Annotated in this window: 17 protein-coding genes; 15 read left to right on the top strand and 2 right to left on the bottom strand. The window is 31.3% G+C overall.

Annotated elements, in window-relative coordinates; genetic code table 11:
• Positions 1-44: 44 nt before the first annotated feature.
• Complete coding sequence (locus BDW25_RS00355) at positions 45-1313, bottom strand: replication-associated recombination protein A (protein WP_049430991.1); 1269 nt, start codon at positions 1311-1313, stop codon at positions 45-47.
• Between the two features lie 83 nt (positions 1314-1396).
• On the opposite strand from BDW25_RS00355, the gene cymR reads away from it, so the two are divergent.
• Both cymR and BDW25_RS00365 read left to right on the top strand, forming a co-directional pair.
• Positions 1397-1819 carry a cysteine metabolism transcriptional regulator CymR gene (cymR, locus tag BDW25_RS00360; RefSeq protein ID WP_002448977.1) on the top strand — a complete coding sequence of 141 codons (423 nt, stop codon included), beginning with the start codon at positions 1397-1399 and terminating at the stop codon, positions 1817-1819.
• A gap of 109 nt (positions 1820-1928) precedes the next feature.
• On the top strand, positions 1929-2072 hold the full coding sequence (locus tag BDW25_RS00365) for an SAS049 family protein (RefSeq protein WP_133944631.1): 144 nt from the start codon (positions 1929-1931) through the stop codon (positions 2070-2072).
• A gap of 98 nt (positions 2073-2170) precedes the next feature.
• On the opposite strand, the gene BDW25_RS00370 is transcribed toward BDW25_RS00365, so the two are convergent.
• Positions 2171-3175, bottom strand: a complete 1005-nt coding sequence (locus BDW25_RS00370; RefSeq protein ID WP_049336022.1) for an LLM class flavin-dependent oxidoreductase — start codon at positions 3173-3175, stop codon at positions 2171-2173.
• A 199-nt stretch (positions 3176-3374) separates the two neighbouring features.
• On the opposite strand from BDW25_RS00370, the gene BDW25_RS00375 reads away from it, so the two are divergent.
• The 13 genes from BDW25_RS00375 to greA all read left to right on the top strand — a co-directional run bounded on the left by BDW25_RS00375 (position 3375) and on the right by greA (position 17059).
• Positions 3375-4514, top strand: coding sequence for a cysteine desulfurase family protein (locus BDW25_RS00375; protein WP_064207357.1), 1140 nt, complete (start codon positions 3375-3377; stop codon positions 4512-4514).
• A 3-nt stretch (positions 4515-4517) separates the two neighbouring features.
• Positions 4518-5630, top strand: coding sequence for a tRNA 2-thiouridine(34) synthase MnmA (mnmA, locus tag BDW25_RS00380; protein WP_064207356.1), 1113 nt, complete (start codon positions 4518-4520; stop codon positions 5628-5630).
• Positions 5631-5716: 86 nt separating this feature from the next.
• Positions 5717-6388 carry a tetratricopeptide repeat protein gene (locus BDW25_RS00385; protein WP_064207355.1) on the top strand — a complete coding sequence of 224 codons (672 nt, stop codon included), beginning with the start codon at positions 5717-5719 and terminating at the stop codon, positions 6386-6388.
• Between the two features lies 1 nt (position 6389).
• On the top strand, positions 6390-8813 hold the full coding sequence (gene recD2 / locus BDW25_RS00390; RefSeq protein WP_133944633.1) for an SF1B family DNA helicase RecD2: 2424 nt from the start codon (positions 6390-6392) through the stop codon (positions 8811-8813).
• A gap of 279 nt (positions 8814-9092) precedes the next feature.
• On the top strand, positions 9093-11723 hold the full coding sequence (gene alaS, locus BDW25_RS00395) for an alanine--tRNA ligase (protein ID WP_002455256.1): 2631 nt from the start codon (positions 9093-9095) through the stop codon (positions 11721-11723).
• Positions 11724-11787: 64 nt separating this feature from the next.
• Positions 11788-12048: an IreB family regulatory phosphoprotein gene (locus BDW25_RS00400; protein ID WP_002448947.1), complete on the top strand. Its 261-nt coding sequence runs from the start codon at positions 11788-11790 to the stop codon at positions 12046-12048.
• On the top strand, positions 12049-12477 hold the full coding sequence (gene ruvX / locus BDW25_RS00405; protein ID WP_002455257.1) for a Holliday junction resolvase RuvX: 429 nt from the start codon (positions 12049-12051) through the stop codon (positions 12475-12477).
• Positions 12478-12491: 14 nt separating this feature from the next.
• Positions 12492-12800, top strand: a complete 309-nt coding sequence (locus BDW25_RS00410; protein WP_002448965.1) for a DUF1292 domain-containing protein — start codon at positions 12492-12494, stop codon at positions 12798-12800.
• 259 nt (positions 12801-13059) lie between these two features.
• The gene (locus tag BDW25_RS00415; protein WP_002448992.1) at positions 13060-13695 is read left to right on the top strand and encodes an O-methyltransferase; all 636 of its coding nucleotides are present in this window, start codon (positions 13060-13062) and stop codon (positions 13693-13695) included.
• Between the two features lie 2 nt (positions 13696-13697).
• A complete protein-coding gene (locus tag BDW25_RS00420) occupies positions 13698-14621 on the top strand; it encodes a peptidase U32 family protein (protein ID WP_037555620.1) in 924 nt (307 codons plus the stop codon).
• 13 nt (positions 14622-14634) lie between these two features.
• A complete protein-coding gene (locus tag BDW25_RS00425; RefSeq protein ID WP_002449013.1) occupies positions 14635-15903 on the top strand; it encodes a peptidase U32 family protein in 1269 nt (422 codons plus the stop codon).
• Positions 15903-16526 (top strand): uridine kinase, encoded by a 624-nt coding sequence (udk, locus tag BDW25_RS00430; RefSeq protein ID WP_002448951.1) that lies wholly within the window; start codon positions 15903-15905, stop codon positions 16524-16526. The genes BDW25_RS00425 and udk overlap by 1 nt, the downstream gene beginning before the upstream one ends.
• 56 nt (positions 16527-16582) lie before the next feature.
• Entirely contained in the window at positions 16583-17059 is a 477-nt protein-coding gene (gene greA, locus BDW25_RS00435) for a transcription elongation factor GreA (protein WP_002448959.1), read from the top strand.
• Positions 17060-17155: the final 96 nt, after the last annotated feature.

The raw sequence follows: 17155 nt of genomic DNA on the forward strand, positions 1-17155 counted from the left end.
TGGAAGAGATGAATGAAGTATTATCATCTTTTCCATAGGTTTTATTAGTTTTTATGATTTAAATTATCATACACTATTTTAAATTGTTGTTCACTTTTAGACGTTGTTTTTGGTTCATAATATATTTTATTTTTTAAAGCGTCAGGTAAATATTGCTGTTTAATATAACCATTCTCATAATCATGAGGATATTTATAACCGATAGATCGGCCTAAGTCTTTTGCTCCTTGATAGTGACCATCACGTAGATGATTAGGTATTTGTCCAACTTTGCCTTTTCTGATATCACTTAATGCACTATCAATTGCTTTTATAGCTGAATTAGACTTAGGAGATAGTGATAATTCAATTACTGCTTGACTTAGAGGAATTCGTGCTTCAGGCAATCCGAGTCGTTCAGCTGATTGAATAGCTGCTAGTGTTCTTTGACCAGCACTTGGAGAAGCTAAGCCAATATCTTCATAACTAATGACGAGTAAACGTCGTACGATTGTTGGAAGATCACCTGCTTCGATTAATCTCGCCAAATAATGTAAAGCAGCATTAACGTCACTTCCACGAATAGACTTTTGAAATGCACTCATGACATCATAATGCATGTCGCCATCTTTATCACTGATAAAAGCACCTTTTTGTAAACAATCTTTAGCATCTTCTAAAGTAACATGACGTTGATTATTGGAAACTTTAGCACTTAATACTGCTAATTCCAAAGCATTTAAAGCACTTCTTACATCACCATGACTTTGAGTAGAGAAATATTTTAGTGCATCTTCATCAATTTTTGGTTGATACGATTTTAAACCATTTTGATCATCATTTAATGCTCTAGTTAATGCTTGATATACATCCTTTTCATTAAGTGGATATAATTCAAAAATTTGTACACGTGAGCGAATCGCTGGATTAATTGCATGATAAGGGTTAGAAGTTGTAGCACCAATTAAAATGATTTTACCATTTTCTAAATGTGGTAATAAAAAATCCTGTTTTGCTTTATCTAAGCGGTGAATCTCATCTAATAATAAAATGACTTGTCCTGACATTTTAGCTTCTTCAACTACCATTTGCATATCTTTTTTTGTATTAGTTACTGCATTTAATTGTCTAAATTTATATTCAGTACTGCCAGCTATGGCTTTAGCAATACTAGTTTTTCCAATTCCAGGAGGTCCATAAAAAATCATAGAAGATAATTTTTTAGTTTCTATCATACGTCTTATAATGCCTCTTGGACCAACTAGATGTTGTTGTGAAATAATTTCATTTATATTTGTAGGCCTCATTCTTGAAGCTAAAGGTTCTGTATTCAATTTTTTCACACCTTTCTATTACTATATTAACTGAAAAAATGATAGAATGGGACTATATTATTCGAATTAAGTGAGGTAAAACTATGAAAATATCAACGAAAGGGAGATATGGGTTAACTTTAATGATTTCCCTAGCAAAAAGAGAGGGGCAAGGGTGTGTATCATTAAAAACAATTGCTGAAGAAAATCATTTAAGTGATTTATATTTAGAACAACTCGTGGGTCCTTTAAGAAATGCTGGATTAATTCGAAGTATTCGTGGCGCTAAGGGTGGATATCAATTAAGAGTCCCATCTGAAGAAATTTCAGCTGGCGATATTATTCGCTTATTAGAAGGACCTATTACTATTGTAGAAAGTATAGATTCTGAACCACCAGCACAAAAAGAATTATGGTTGCGAATGAGAGATGCTGTTAGAGAAGTTTTAGATAATACAACATTAAAATATTTAGCTGATTTTGTAGAATCAGATAACGATTTAGATGGTTATATGTTTTACATTTAAAAATTTAAATTAATTATGTTTAAAACTTTTTTACTGTGGTATTGGATTAAAGTAAGTAAAATTTACTTATTAAAAATTAAATGCTTAAATTCGAAAGGAGAATTTCAATATGGGATTCATGGATAAAGCAAAAGATACAGCAGAGAAATTTAAAAATAGCGATAACGAACAAGTAAATAAAGTAAAAGATAAAATTAATGAATATACTGGTGGAAATAACGACAGTAAAGATGACAAAAAAGACAATAAATAATTAAAATTGTGAGTGATGATTTTAGTCATCACTCTTTTTTTATGAAAAATTTAAAACCTGTTGACAATTTATTTATGTTCAACAGGTTTTAATCAATATTATTTATTTAATTTTTGAATTACTCGTTTAAAACGCTCATATGATTCAAATTGTCTATCTTGGTCATAAATATAGCTTACGGCCATTATTTCATCAATATCACCATATTCCTCTAAAAATGCTTCTAATTTAGCTTTTACAGTTTCTTCAGAACCAATAAGAGAATCATCAAATCTTTGTTTTGCCATTTCATACTCTCTCGGTGTTAAAAGACCTTTTAAATCATCAGTTGGTGGTTGAACTGGTTGCATTCTTCCTCGAGCAATACTAATGAATACTTGTGCTAAAGAACTAGCTAAATATTCTGCTTCTTTATCAGTTTCTGTCACGATAGCATTTAAACATACAATCATATATGGTTTATCTAATGCTTCAGATGGTTCGAATAAGTCGTGATAAATCTCAATTGCTTCTTTCATTTGCTGTGGTGCAAAATGACCTGCAAAAACATAGGGTAGACCTTTTCTAGCTGCTAAATGTGCAGAGTCAGTTGATGATCCGAGTATATATAACGGTACATTTTTATCTACCGCAGGATAAGCTCTTACATAAGCTTGTTTATTTCCTGGACCAAAATAAGTTTGTAATTGTTCTACTTCTTCAGGGAAAGCATACACACCATTATGTTGATCTCGTCTCAATGCACTTGCTGTCATCATATCAGTACCAGGTGCTCTACCTAATCCTAAATCTACACGATTGGGATAAATGGTTTCTAAGGTGCCAAATTGCTCAGCAACAACTAAAGGTGCATGGTTTGGAAGCATGATGCCACCTGAACCAACTTTAATATTATGAGTATGTTCAAGCGTATGTTGTATTAACAATGATGTAGCTGAGCTTACTAAATTAGGTGCATTATGATGTTCTGCAATCCAATAACGCTCATAATCTAATTCATCTAATTTCTGAGCTAAAGCCACCATATCATTAATTGCATCTTTATCAGTTTGACCTTCTCGTATAGGAACTAAATTTAATGCAGAAAATTTTATATCAGACATAGACTATTTCTCCTTTTTATCTTTATTATCTAATAGTTTAACAACTTAAAACAATTACAGTTATTAAATTGCTCATACTTAAAATAATTATTGAAAGAAAAATAGTTAATATATTAATTCATAAACAAGTAGGTAGAAAATTTTAGAATGAGGTGCTATTATAGGAACATTGATAATATTGTGGGGAGTGTACTTAATAATGGAAGTATATGCAGATTATGCTGCAACTACACCAGTCAAACCAGAAGTTATAGAAGCAATGATGGATATATATCAATCACACTACGGCAATCCATCTTCTATTCACTCAGTAGGTAGAGATGCTAGACGCTATTTAGATGAATCTAGAAGAAATGTTGCTCAATTACTAGGTGCTAAACCAAGCGAAGTTATTTTTACTAGTGGTGCTACAGAATCAAATAATACTGCTATTAAAGGGTTAGTCTATGCTAATGAGCATTTAGGTAATCATATTATTACTACAAAAATTGAACATCATTCTGTATTACACGTATTCGAGCAATTAGAGAAAGAAGGATATGAAGTCACATATTTAGACGTAGATGATACAGGTAGAGTTGATTTGGATCAATTGGAAGAAGCTTTAACAGATGATACTATCTTAGTATCTATTATGTTTGTCAATAATGAAGTGGGCACAGTAGAACCTATTTACGATATCGAAAACATTGTTTCTAATTCAAATGCTCTATTACATGTGGATGCAGTCCAAGCAATTAGTCATTTAGATATTAAATTTAGTGAGTTTAAAATTGATACCATGAGTATTACTGCTCATAAATTTGGTGGACCTAAAGGTGTAGGTATTTTATTAGTAAAAAACAATACACCAATCGAGTATTCTCAATTAGGCGGCGAACAAGAAACTAAACGTCGTGCTGGAACAGAAAGTGTTCCACAAATAGTTGGAATGACAAAAGCTCTAGAAATAGCTACTAAAAATCGAGATCAAAATAATATTCATTTAATGCAATTAAAAGAACTTTTTTTAGTAAGTTTGCAAGAACGTGCAATTCCATTTGAAGTCAATGGTTCAATGGTAGAAACGACTGGCCATATACTTAATTTATATTTTCCATTTATAGATGTAGAAACAATGTTAACTTTATTAGATTTAGCAAATATTTATGTTTCGTCTGGTTCTGCATGTACAGCTGGCTCAACAACTCCGTCACATGTACTTGCTGCGATGTATGAAGATGACGATCGTGCAAAACATTCAGTCAGATTTAGTTTTAATGAAATCACAACTGAACAAGATATAAAATATATTGTTGCTGAAATTCATAAAATATATCATAAATTTAAGGAGGAATAGAATTTGTCAAATAAAGATATACGTGTTGTAGTTGGTATGTCTGGAGGTGTAGATAGTTCAGTCACAGCATACCTTTTAAAGGAACAAGGATATGATGTTATTGGCATCTTCATGAAAAACTGGGACGACACAGATGAAAATGGGGTATGTACAGCTACAGAAGATTATAATGATGTCATAGCAGTATGTAATCAAATTGGTATACCATATTATGCTGTGAATTTTGAAAAAGAATATTGGGATAAAGTATTCACATATTTCTTAGATGAATATAAAAAAGGTCGTACTCCTAATCCTGACGTCATGTGTAATAAAGAAATTAAATTCAAAGCATTTTTAGAACATGCATTAAAATTAGGAGCCGATTATGTGGCTACTGGTCATTATGCACGAATCCGTAGACATGAAGATGGTCACGTAGAAATGTTACGTGGGGTAGATAATAATAAGGATCAAACATACTTTTTAAATCAATTATCTCAAGAACAATTATCTAAAGTCATGTTTCCTATTGGAGACATAGAAAAAAAAGACGTTCGTAAAATCGCTGAAGAACAAGACTTAGCAACAGCTAAGAAAAAAGATTCTACGGGTATTTGTTTTATTGGGGAACGTAATTTTAAATCATTCCTTTCTCAATATTTACCGGCACAATCTGGTGAGATGAGAACACTCAATGGTAAAAAAATGGGCATACACAGTGGTTTAATGTACTATACTATTGGCCAACGTCATGGACTAGGTATTGGTGGAGATGGAGATCCATGGTTTGTTGTTGGTAAAAATCTTGAAGATAATATTTTATATGTCGAGCAAGGCTTCCATCATGATGCATTATATAGTGATTATTTAATTGCTTCTGACGCATCATTTGTTAATCCAGTTGATTTAGAAAATGGATTTGAATGTACTGCTAAATTTAGATATCGTCAAAAAGACACTAAAGTATTTGTTCAAAAAGAAGATGAACAATCTATTCGAGTTACTTTCGACGAACCTGTTCGAGCTATTACACCAGGCCAAGCAGTGGTATTCTATAACGGAGAAGTTTGTTTAGGTGGCGCTACTATAGATGATGTATATAAAACAACAGGTCAACTTAGCTATGTTGTTTAATGTTTAGTAAACCGTTAACTCATTGTAAATGAGAATTAGCGGTTTCTTTTTAATTGTAAATTTATGTTAGAAATGGAGATATGGAAATGATTGAACAAGAAACAATATATCAGTGGATGAATAATGGTAATTATGAAGAAGCCATTAAAGCATTATTTAATAACATTGAAGAGAATCCTAATATTATTGAAAATTATATTAATGCTGGTATCGTTTTAGCTGATGTTGGTGAGATTGAGAAAGCAGAAAGATTTTTTCAAAAAGCAATAACATTAGATGACAAAAATGGCGCTGTTTACTATAATTTAGCTAATCTATATTATGAACAATCGCGTTTTCAAGAAGCGATAAAACTTTATCAACGAGCTTTAAAATATAATATGAATCCCGTTGATGCTAATTATATGATTGGTATGTCTTTTAGCCAACTAGATGCGCAAAGAGAAGCATTACCTTTTTTTATGACTGCTGCTGAATTAGATCAAACTTTGGACACAGAAGTTCAATTTCAATATGGTTTAACATTATGTCATTTAGAAATGTTTCAAGAAGCCATTAAGCAATTAAACTATGTTTTATCTATTAATCCTAATCACGTAGATGCATTATATAATTTAGGTCTTGCAACATATATGGAAACTGAGGATGCTGATAAATCAATTCAGTATTTTGATAAAGCAATTCAAATTGATCCTAAACATTTATTAAGTCAGCATGCTAAACAAACATTTAAATCTCTAAAAAATGAGGAGGAATAATATGTCAAACCCTACGCTATTTGATTACTCAATGGTTAAAGGAACAGTTGATACCATTCTGTTTCAAAATAAAGATAACTTTTATACTGTTTTAAAAGTAGATTCCATTGAAACTAATGAATCATTTGATAATCTGCCTACAGTTGTAGGGTTTTTTCCTAATATTGTTGAAGGAGATGTCTATACGTTTAAAGGACAAATTGTTCAACATCCTCGTTATGGTAAACAACTTAAAGCTGAAACATTTGAAAAAGAATTGCCTCAAACTAAAGATGCCATTATAAGTTATTTATCTAGTGACTTATTTAAAGGTATTGGTAAAAAGACTGCTCAGAATATTGTAAATACATTAGGAGAAAATGCAATAAATGATATTTTAACTGATCCTTCTGTTCTTGAAAATGTTCCTAGTTTAGCAAAAACGAAACAAAAACAGATTGTAGAACAGATTAGTGCAAATCAAGAGTCAGAAAAAATAATGATTCGCTTACATGACTTAGGTTTTGGTCCAAAATTATCTATGGCGATTTATCAATTCTATCAATCAGAGACTTTAAAAGTTTTAGAAAACAATCCATACCAATTAGTTTATGATGTAAAAGGTATTGGTTTTCAAAAAGCTGATACATTAGCTAGAAATAATGGTATTGCTTATAACGATTCAGAACGTTTAAAAGCTGGATTATTATATACTCTTGAAGAAGAATGTATAAAACAGGGGCATACTTATTTAGATGAAAATGCTGTATTAGAAATTACAGAAGATATGCTTTCAGATAAGCATTTAGATGAAACAATTGAACAACAACAATTAAAACATGTACTACAAACACTTTTTGAAGAAAAGAAAATTATTTTAGAGAATAGTCATGTTGCGATTCCAAGTTTATACTATTCAGAACTTAAAAGTGTTCAAAATTTGTATCGTATCAAAACATACAAAAATCACTTTAAAATAATAGAGCAATCAGATTTACAGATACATATTGGTGAACTAGAAGATCAAAATAATGTTAATTATGCTAAATCACAACAAGAAGCACTTGAAACGGCGATGAATTCGAAAATAATGTTACTGACTGGAGGTCCAGGAACAGGTAAGACAACTGTTATTAAAGGGATTGTAGAATTATATGCTGAAATTCATGGTCTATCTCTTAAGTATTCTGATTATCAAGAAGATGATTATCCAATCGTATTAGCCGCCCCAACTGGAAGAGCATCAAAGCGTTTACAAGAATCAACTGGCTTAGAGGCAATGACGATTCATCGATTAATAGGATGGAATCAAGATACTCAACCAGAAGATATTCTTGAGAATGAAATTAAAGCTAAGCTCATTATAATTGATGAAATGTCAATGGTTGATTCTTGGTTGTTCCACCAATTTTTAAGTGCCGTTCCACTAGATGCACAAATCATTCTAGTAGGGGATGAAGATCAATTGCCATCTGTCGGTCCTGGCCAAGTATTTAAGGATTTAATTGAGTCTAAAGCATTTCCAAGAGTTAATTTAACTGAAGTTTATCGCCAACAAGATGGTTCTAGCATTATTGACTTAGCGCATCGCATGAAACATCATGAGCCAATAGATATTACAAAACGTTATCATGATAGAAGTTTTATTCATTGTAATGTAGAACAAATTCCAACTGTAGTGGAGAAAGTAGTATCTAGCGCTGTAAACAAAGGATATGATATGAGTGATATTCAAGTTTTAGCACCTATGTACAAAGGAAGTGCAGGGATAAAAAGACTTAATCAAGTATTACAAAATATTTTAAATCCTAAAGAAAAAGATACAAGAGAAATAGAGTTTGGCGATATAACGTTTAGAAAAGGAGACAAAGTTTTACAACTAGTCAATCGACCCAATGACAATATTTTTAATGGTGATATTGGCGTCATAGTAGGTATATTTTGGGCTAAAGAAAATGCACTTAATAAAGATGTACTGGTTGTCGATTTTGAAGGAAATGAAATTACATTTACTAGACAAGATTTATTAGAACTCACACATGCTTATTGTACCTCAATCCATAAATCACAAGGGTCAGAATTTCCTATTGTCATTATGCCTATTGTCAAACAATATTTTAGAATGTTGCAAAGACCTATTTTATATACAGGTCTGACACGTGCAAAACAATCTTTAGTACTATTAGGAGATCCAAAGGCATTTGACATTGCCTTAAATACGCAAGGTCAAGAAAGACATACACAATTAAAAACACTAATTATAAATTATTTTGGTATGAGTCAGGTTAATATAGATGTAGAAGAGAATGATGAACAGATAAATATAGATGATAAAGATGATAATAATGCAGTTGAACACATTACTTTAAGTGAAGAAACAATTTATCAAATTAATCCAATGATTAATATGGGAAATGTTTCGCCTTACGACTTTGTTGAACATTGACAATTTAAACAAAAATACTTAAAATAAATTTGAATTCGCATAAAGATGAGTAAACTTTTTAACTTATGTAGAGATGTACTGGTTGGTGAAAAGTACAAGTTAATTTGTTGAACGCTACTTTGTGTTATCGTTTATATGATAATTAAGTGATGAGAAATTAAATATATTTTAAAAGTATTTATTTCTTGTAACTAGGGTGGTACCGCGAAAACGTTCGTCCCTTTGTTGGATGAACGTTTTTTTATTTATAAATGTATTAATTATATTAGGAGTGAAAAAATGAAAAAACTTAAAGCAAGTGATATACGTCAAAAATATATTGATTTCTTTGTTGAAAAAGGTCATATGGTAGAACCATCTGCACCACTTGTGCCTATTGACGATGATTCGTTACTTTGGATAAACTCTGGTGTTGCAACTTTAAAAAAATACTTTGATGGACGAGAAACACCTAAAAAGCCTAGAATAGTTAATTCTCAAAAAGCAATTAGAACAAATGATATTGAAAACGTAGGTTTTACTGCGCGTCATCATACTTTCTTTGAAATGCTTGGAAACTTCTCAATTGGTGACTATTTTAAAAAAGAAGCAATTGAATTTGCTTGGGAATTTTTAACTAGTGACAAATGGATGGGAATGGAACCAGAAAAGCTATATGTAACAATTCATCCAGAAGATGTTGAAGCCTATCGTTTATGGCATGAAAATATTGGCTTAGAAGAAAGTCGTATTATTAGAATTGAGGGGAATTTCTGGGATATTGGAGAAGGACCATCAGGACCTAACACCGAAATTTTCTATGATCGTGGTGAAGCATATGGTCAAAATGATCCAGCAGAAGAAATGTATCCTGGCGGTGAAAATGAGAGATATTTAGAAGTATGGAACTTAGTGTTTAGTGAATATAACCATAATAAGGATCATACTTATACACCACTTCCAAACAAAAATATTGATACCGGCATGGGATTAGAACGCATGACGTCTATTTCCCAAAATGTTCGTACCAATTATGAAACAGATTTATTTATGCCAATTATTGAAGAAGTAGAGCATATATCAGGAAAAAAATATCTTGAAAATAACGAACAAGATGTAGCATTTAAAGTCATCGCCGACCATATCAGAACAATCTCATTCGCAATCTCTGACGGCGCTTTACCTGCAAATGAAGGGCGTGGTTATGTTTTACGTCGTCTCTTACGTCGTGCCGTACGTTTTAGTCAAACGCTTGGCATTAATGAGCCATTTATGTATAAATTGGTTGATATCGTTGCTGACATTATGGAGCCATATTATCCAAATGTAAAAGAAAAATCAGATTTTATTAAACGTGTTATTAAATCTGAAGAAGAACGTTTCCATGAAACACTTCAAGAAGGCGTATCTATATTAAATCAACTCATTACGCAAGCAAAAGAATCTACACATCAGATTAATGGTTCTGATGCGTTTAAATTATATGATACGTATGGATTCCCAATTGAGTTAACTGAAGAACTAGCAAGTCAAGAAGGTATTACAGTCGACATGGCAACATTTGAAGCTGAAATGGAACAGCAACGTACTAGAGCGAGAGAAGCTAGACAAAGTTCACAATCTATGCAAGTTCAAAGCGATGTTTTAAAAAATATTAATACTAAAAGCCAATTTGTTGGTTATGAAACAACAGATTATCAAACAATTTTAACAGATTTAATTTATAACGGTAAAACTGTTACATCTGCTGAAGCTGGAGAAACAGTTTACTTTATCTTAAAAGAAACACCATTTTATGCAGTAAGTGGTGGACAAGTTGCAGATAAAGGAACTGTAGGAAATGATCAGTTCGAAATAGCCGTTCAAGAAGTTACAAAGGCACCAAACGGACAAAATTTACACCAAGGTATAGTTCAATTTGGACAAGTAAGTGTAAATAGTCATGTAGATGCAACTGTAAATAAAGAAGAACGTAAAGATATACAAAAAAATCATAGTGCCACTCACTTACTACATGCTGCATTAAAAGAGATTTTAGGTGAACATGTTAATCAGGCGGGTTCACTCGTTGAAAGTGAACGATTAAGATTTGACTTTTCTCACTTTGGTCCAATGACAAAAGAAGAGATTGATCAAGTTGAAAGAAGAGTAAATGAAGAAATTTGGAGAGGAATTTCAGTTCATATTCAAGAAATGCCTATTCAAGAAGCTAAAGAAATGGGTGCTATGGCTCTGTTTGGTGAAAAATACGGTGATATTGTAAGAGTAGTCAATATGGCTCCATTTTCAATTGAATTATGTGGTGGTATTCATGTAGATAATACGGCTGAAATAGGGTTGTTTAAAATTGTAAGCGAATCAGGTACAGGTGCAGGTGTTAGACGTATTGAGGCACTTACCGGTAAAGCCGCATTTTTATATTTTGAAGATATTCAAAATAAATTTAATTCTGTCAAAGAACAACTTAAAGTAAAATCAGATAAACAAGTTTATGATAAAGTTGTTCAAATTCAAGAAAATGAAAAACAATTGAATAAGCAATTAGAGCAACGTAATAAGGAAATTACTTCACTTAAAATGGGTAATATAGAGGATCAAGTAGAAATGATTAATGGATTTAAAGTATTAGCTACAGAGGTAGAAGTATCTAATCCAAAAGAAATCCGTCAAACAATGGATGATTTTAAATCAAAAAAACAAGATACAATTATTATTTTAGCAGGTCATGTTGGTGAAAAAGTTTCGTTAATTGCCGCTGTACCTAAAGAGCTTACAAGTCAGGTTAAAGCCGGAGATATCATTAAAAACATGGCTCCAATTGTAGGAGGAAAAGGTGGCGGTCGTCCAGATATGGCACAAGGTGGCGGCACACAACCTGAAAACATCTCAGAATCATTACGCTTTATTAAAGATTATATTAAAAACCTATAACTTTTTAATCAACTGGTGTAAAATTAATATGTAAGTTAATACATGTCAGAGGAGTGTCGCATCTATGGAAAATATTGATAAAACTATGAAATTCGATTATGATGAAATTCCAAAAGAAAATGTCCAAACAGTTTTAAAAAATGTACATCAGACTCTAGAAGAACGAGGCTACAATGCTGTAAATCAAATTGTCGGCTATTTACTTTCAGGAGATCCTGCATACATTCCTCGTCAAAATGATGCACGTAATCAAATACGACACATTGATAGAGATGTAATTATGGAAGAACTCGTTTCAAACTACTTAAAAGAGAATAATAAATAAATGTTACGTCATAAAATTTTAGGATTAGATGTAGGTAGTAGAACTGTAGGTATCGCAATTAGTGATTTGATGGGCTGGACTGCTCAAGGACTAGACACTCTAAGAATAAATGAAGAAAATGAAGAATTTGGTATTGATAGATTGGTTTCAATCATAAAAGACAATAATGTTGGTTCAGTAGTCATAGGATTACCGAAAAACATGAATAATTCTATTGGTTTTCGTGGAGAAGCTTCCCTTAAATACAAAGAATTGCTTCAAGAGGCTTTACCAAATATTGAAATTATTATGTGGGATGAACGTTTAAGTACCATGGCTGCTGAGCGCTCATTATTAGAAGCTGATGTCTCAAGACAAAAAAGAAAAAAAGTAATTGATAAAATGGCAGCAGTTTTTATACTGCAAGGCTATTTAGATTCAATTCAATAAAGGAGAATTTCATTATGACTGAACATAATCATAATACAGAATTAAATATTAGTAATGAAGAAGAATTATTAACGTTATTCGATGAAAATGGAAATGAAGTTTTATATCGAAAAATGCTTGAATTTTATCATCCAGAATTTAAAAAAGAGTATGTTATTTTAGCTGAAGAAGGTGCTCAATCTGATGATGATGACATGATTGAGCTCATTCCAATGATTAATGAACCAGATGAATCTGGTGATGGTGGTAAACTTGTTCCTATTGAAACAGATGAAGAATGGGATATGATTGAAGAAGTTGTAAATACAAATATGGAAGAATAAACAGTCTTTTGTTAATAATAAATCTCTAATCAATTCACTTTGGTTAGAGGTTTTTAATATTTCAGGCTTAAATTTAATTTAGAATTATGATAAAATATTTAAAGTTAAATTACTGTAGCATAAATTTTTAAATATACAGTCAGTTACTATATTTATACATTAAAACATAAAGTAGGTTTATTATTTTATTTTAAATAATGTAATATTAGTTGACTGATTTATTTTTATGCCTATTGATATTAAAAGGGAAGTTATAGAAGTGGAATCAAATCAATCCTATTTATTAAATCTTCATGAACAGTTAAATAATAATATTGAAGAACTAAGATTTTATGCAGAAGAACACGCTGTTCCTATAGTGGATAAATTAACTTTAGACATGATAAAACAATTAATTAGAATTCATCATTCGAAAAATATTTTGGAAATTGGAACTGCTATTGGATATAGTTCGATGCAATTTGCTTCTGTTTCACCAGATATTTCTATTACTACTATTGAACGTAATGAGAATATGATAAAACAAGCAAAATTTAATTTTAAAAAATTTGAATACGAAAATCAAATTCGTCTTATAGAGGGCGATGCGCTATCACAGTACGATAAAGTGAGCAATCATTTATATGATATGATATTTATCGATGCAGCTAAAGCTCAATCTCAAAAATTTTTTGAATATTATACACCGTTATTGAAAAATGGTGGCTTAGTTATTACTGATAACGTTTTGTATCATGGATTTGTATCTGATATAGATATCGTACGATCAAGAAATGTTAAGCAAATGGTAAAAAAGGTACAAAAATATAATACTTGGCTTATGAAACAAAAGAACTATAAAACAAATTTTTTAAATATGGATGATGGTTTAGCCATATCTATTAAAGGAGAATGAATATGACTGAATTACTTGTCACTCCAAAATCTTTAAATCATATGAAAACATTGATAGAACTCGGTGCTGATGCATTTGTGATTGGAGAGCAAAAATTTGGATTGCGATTACCCGGAGAATTTAATCGTGAAGATGTTCGAAAAGCAGTTAATTTAGCACACGAACATGATAAAAAAGTATATGTGGCAGTTAATGGTATTTTTCATAATTATCATTTAAATGCCTTAGAAAACTATATTGAATTTTTACATGAAATAAGAGTAGATAGAATTATTTTTGGTGATCCTGCTGTCGTGATGTATGTTAAAAAACAAAATAATCCGATACCATTAAATTGGGATGCAGAAACAATTGTTACGAATTATTTCCAATGTAATTACTGGGGTGAAAAAGGCGCTAAAAGAGCTGTATTAGCACGTGAATTAAACCTAGATGAAATTTTAAATATTAAAAAACATGCAAAGGTTGAAATTGAAGTTCAGGTTCACGGTATGACTTGTATGTTCCAATCTAAACGTATGTTATTGGGTAATTATTACACTTTTCAAGATAGACAAATGAAAATCCAACGTAGTGAGAATGAGCAAGATTTATTATTATACGATGAAGAAAGAGAAAATAAATATCCTGTGTTTGAAGATTACAATGGTACTCATATTATGTCTCCTAATGATATCTGTTTAATTGAAGAATTAGAGCCATTCTTTGAAGCAAATATTGATTCATTTAAAATTGATGGTATCTTACATAGTGAATCATACATTAATACTGTTACAGCACAATATAGAGAAGCCATTGACTTATATCATGAAGATCCAGAAGCTTATGAAGATGAAAAATTTATGTTAATTGATCCAATAGAAGAAATTCAACCTGAACATCGTCCATTTGATGAAGGGTTCTTATATAAACAAACAGTATATTAAGGGAGGCGCCAGTATGAAGACATTAAATGAAATTGAAGTAAATGCTAAAAGAAAAATAAAAAAACCTGAATTATTAGCGCCTGCTGGAAACCTAGAGAAGTTAAAGATTGCGGTTCACTATGGTGCTGATGCTGTATTTTTAGGTGGACAAGAATACGGGTTACGTTCTAACGCTGATAACTTTACTATGGAAGAAATTAAAGAAGGCGTTGAATTTGCAAACCGTTATGGTGCAAAAATTTATGTTACGACTAATATAATCGCTCATGATGAAAATATAGACGGTTTAGAAGATTATTTACGTCAATTAGAAGCTACAGGTGCAACAGGAATTATTGTAGCAGATCCACTTATTATTGAAACATGTAAGAAAGTAGCTCCTAAATTAGAAATTCATCTCTCAACACAACAATCTCTTTCTAATTACAAAGCTGTGGAATATTGGAAAGAAGAAGGACTTGATCGAGTAGTATTAGCTCGTGAAACAGGCGCTATGGAAATGAAAGAAATGAAAGACAATGTTGATATCGAAATAGAAGCCTTTATTCACGGTGCGATGTGCATTGCTTATTCAGGTAGATGTACTTTAAGTAATCACATGACAGCACGAGACTCTAACAGAGGCGGTTGTTGTCAAAGTTGTCGTTGGGATTATGATTTACTAGCTGTTGATGAAGAGGGAGAATTAGATTTATTTTATCAAGATGGCGAAGTTGTGCCTTTTGCTATGAGCCCAAAAGATTTAAAATTAATTGAATCCATTCCTCAAATGATGGATATTGGTATAGATTCTTTAAAAATTGAAGGGCGAATGAAATCTATTCATTATATTGCTACAGTAGTATCAGTTTATCGTAAGGTTATTGATGCATATGCAGAAGATCCGGATAATTTTAAAATTAAACCAGAGTGGTTAATTGAATTAGACAAATGTGCTAATCGAGATACAGCACCTGCTTTCTTTGAAGGAACGCCTGGATATGAAGAGCAAATGTTTGGTGTTCAACAAAATAAAAAGTCACCATATGATTTTTGTGGATTAGTTTTAGATTATGACGAAGCAACTCATATTGCTACAATACAACAAAGAAATCACTTTAAACCTGGTCAAGAGATTGAATTTTTTGGACCTGAAATTGAATCATTTAAACAGGTTATTGATGTCATTTATGATGAAGAAGGAAATCACCTTGATGCAGCACGTCATCCTCTTCAAATTGTTCAAATTAAAGTGAATCATCCTATTTACCCTAATAATATGATGAGAAAGGAAATCGGCTAATGACACAGACAACAATCATCGGAATCGCTGGCGGTTCAGGATCAGGAAAAACAACTGTCACAAATGAAATAATGAAAAACTTAGAAGGCCATAGTGTTGCTTTACTTGCTCAAGATTATTATTATAAAGATCAATCACACTTAACATTTGAAGAACGACTTGAAACTAATTATGACCACCCTTTTGCATTTGATAATGATTTACTTATTAGTAATTTAAAAGATTTGCGTAACGGTCAATCGGTTGAAGTTCCAACATATGATTATAAAAATCATACTAGAAGTGATGAAACAATTGCATTTGAACCTAAAGATGTTATTATCGTAGAGGGTATATTTGCTTTGGAAAATAAAACATTACGTGATATGATGGATGTTAAAATATACGTTGATACTGATGCAGATTTACGTATTTTAAGAAGACTTGTACGTGACACAAAAGAGCGAGGACGCTCAATGGAATCAGTTATTAACCAATATTTAAATGTTGTCAGACCTATGCATAATCAATTTATAGAACCAACAAAAAAATATGCTGATATTATTATTCCAGAAGGTGGAAGTAATAAGGTGGCAATTGATATAATGACAACAAAAATACAAACGCTTGTTGGGAAGCATTAACGAATAATATGTATTTTTCAAAATTAAATTAACTTGTTGAAAAGGAAGATGAACTTATGGAAAATCAAAAACAATATCCAATGACACAGGAAGGTTATGAAAAGTTAGAACAAGAATTAGAAGAACTTAAAACAGTTAAACGTCCTGAAGTAGTAGAAAAAATCAAAGTTGCTAGATCTTTTGGTGACTTATCTGAGAACTCAGAATACGATGCTGCTAAAGATGAACAAGGTTTTATTGAGCAAGATATTCAACGTATTGAACACATGCTTAGATATGCTTTGATTATTGAAGACAACGGTGATAATAATGTTATTCAAATTGGTAAAACTGTTACGTTTGTCGAATTACCTGGTGATGAAGAAGAAAGCTATCAAATTGTTGGATCTGCAGAAGCAGATGCGTTTAAAGGAAAAATTTCAAATGAATCTCCAATGGCAAAAGCACTTATTGGTAAAAATTTAAATGATGAAGTTCGTGTTCCACTTCCAAATGGTGGAGAAATGAAAGTTAAAATCGTTGATATTAAGTAACAAAAAATCCAAAAATCATTTTGATTTTTGGATTTTTTTATAGTTAAATATTTATAATTATTTAACTATAAATTAGATATAAGCAAGTACATTCAT

This window comes from Staphylococcus sp. AtDRG32, assembly GCF_004365845.1.
In the GTDB taxonomy this organism is placed as follows: Bacteria; Bacillota; Bacilli; order Staphylococcales; family Staphylococcaceae; genus Staphylococcus; species Staphylococcus hominis.

Coding starts and splice junctions, on each gene's coding strand:
- BDW25_RS00365 (WP_133944631.1), top strand. CDS start 1,929: ATGGGATTCATGGATAAAGCAAAAGATACAGCAGAGAAATTTAAAAAT.
- ruvX (WP_002455257.1), top strand. CDS start 12,049: ATGTTACGTCATAAAATTTTAGGATTAGATGTAGGTAGTAGAACTGTA.
- BDW25_RS00425 (WP_002449013.1), top strand. CDS start 14,635: ATGAAGACATTAAATGAAATTGAAGTAAATGCTAAAAGAAAAATAAAA.
- BDW25_RS00385 (WP_064207355.1), top strand. CDS start 5,717: ATGATTGAACAAGAAACAATATATCAGTGGATGAATAATGGTAATTAT.
- udk (WP_002448951.1), top strand. CDS start 15,903: ATGACACAGACAACAATCATCGGAATCGCTGGCGGTTCAGGATCAGGA.
- BDW25_RS00420 (WP_037555620.1), top strand. CDS start 13,698: ATGACTGAATTACTTGTCACTCCAAAATCTTTAAATCATATGAAAACA.
- alaS (WP_002455256.1), top strand. CDS start 9,093: ATGAAAAAACTTAAAGCAAGTGATATACGTCAAAAATATATTGATTTC.
- BDW25_RS00370 (WP_049336022.1), bottom strand. CDS start 3,175: ATGTCTGATATAAAATTTTCTGCATTAAATTTAGTTCCTATACGAGAA.
- cymR (WP_002448977.1), top strand. CDS start 1,397: ATGAAAATATCAACGAAAGGGAGATATGGGTTAACTTTAATGATTTCC.
- greA (WP_002448959.1), top strand. CDS start 16,583: ATGGAAAATCAAAAACAATATCCAATGACACAGGAAGGTTATGAAAAG.
- BDW25_RS00410 (WP_002448965.1), top strand. CDS start 12,492: ATGACTGAACATAATCATAATACAGAATTAAATATTAGTAATGAAGAA.
- BDW25_RS00400 (WP_002448947.1), top strand. CDS start 11,788: ATGGAAAATATTGATAAAACTATGAAATTCGATTATGATGAAATTCCA.
- BDW25_RS00375 (WP_064207357.1), top strand. CDS start 3,375: ATGGAAGTATATGCAGATTATGCTGCAACTACACCAGTCAAACCAGAA.
- recD2 (WP_133944633.1), top strand. CDS start 6,390: ATGTCAAACCCTACGCTATTTGATTACTCAATGGTTAAAGGAACAGTT.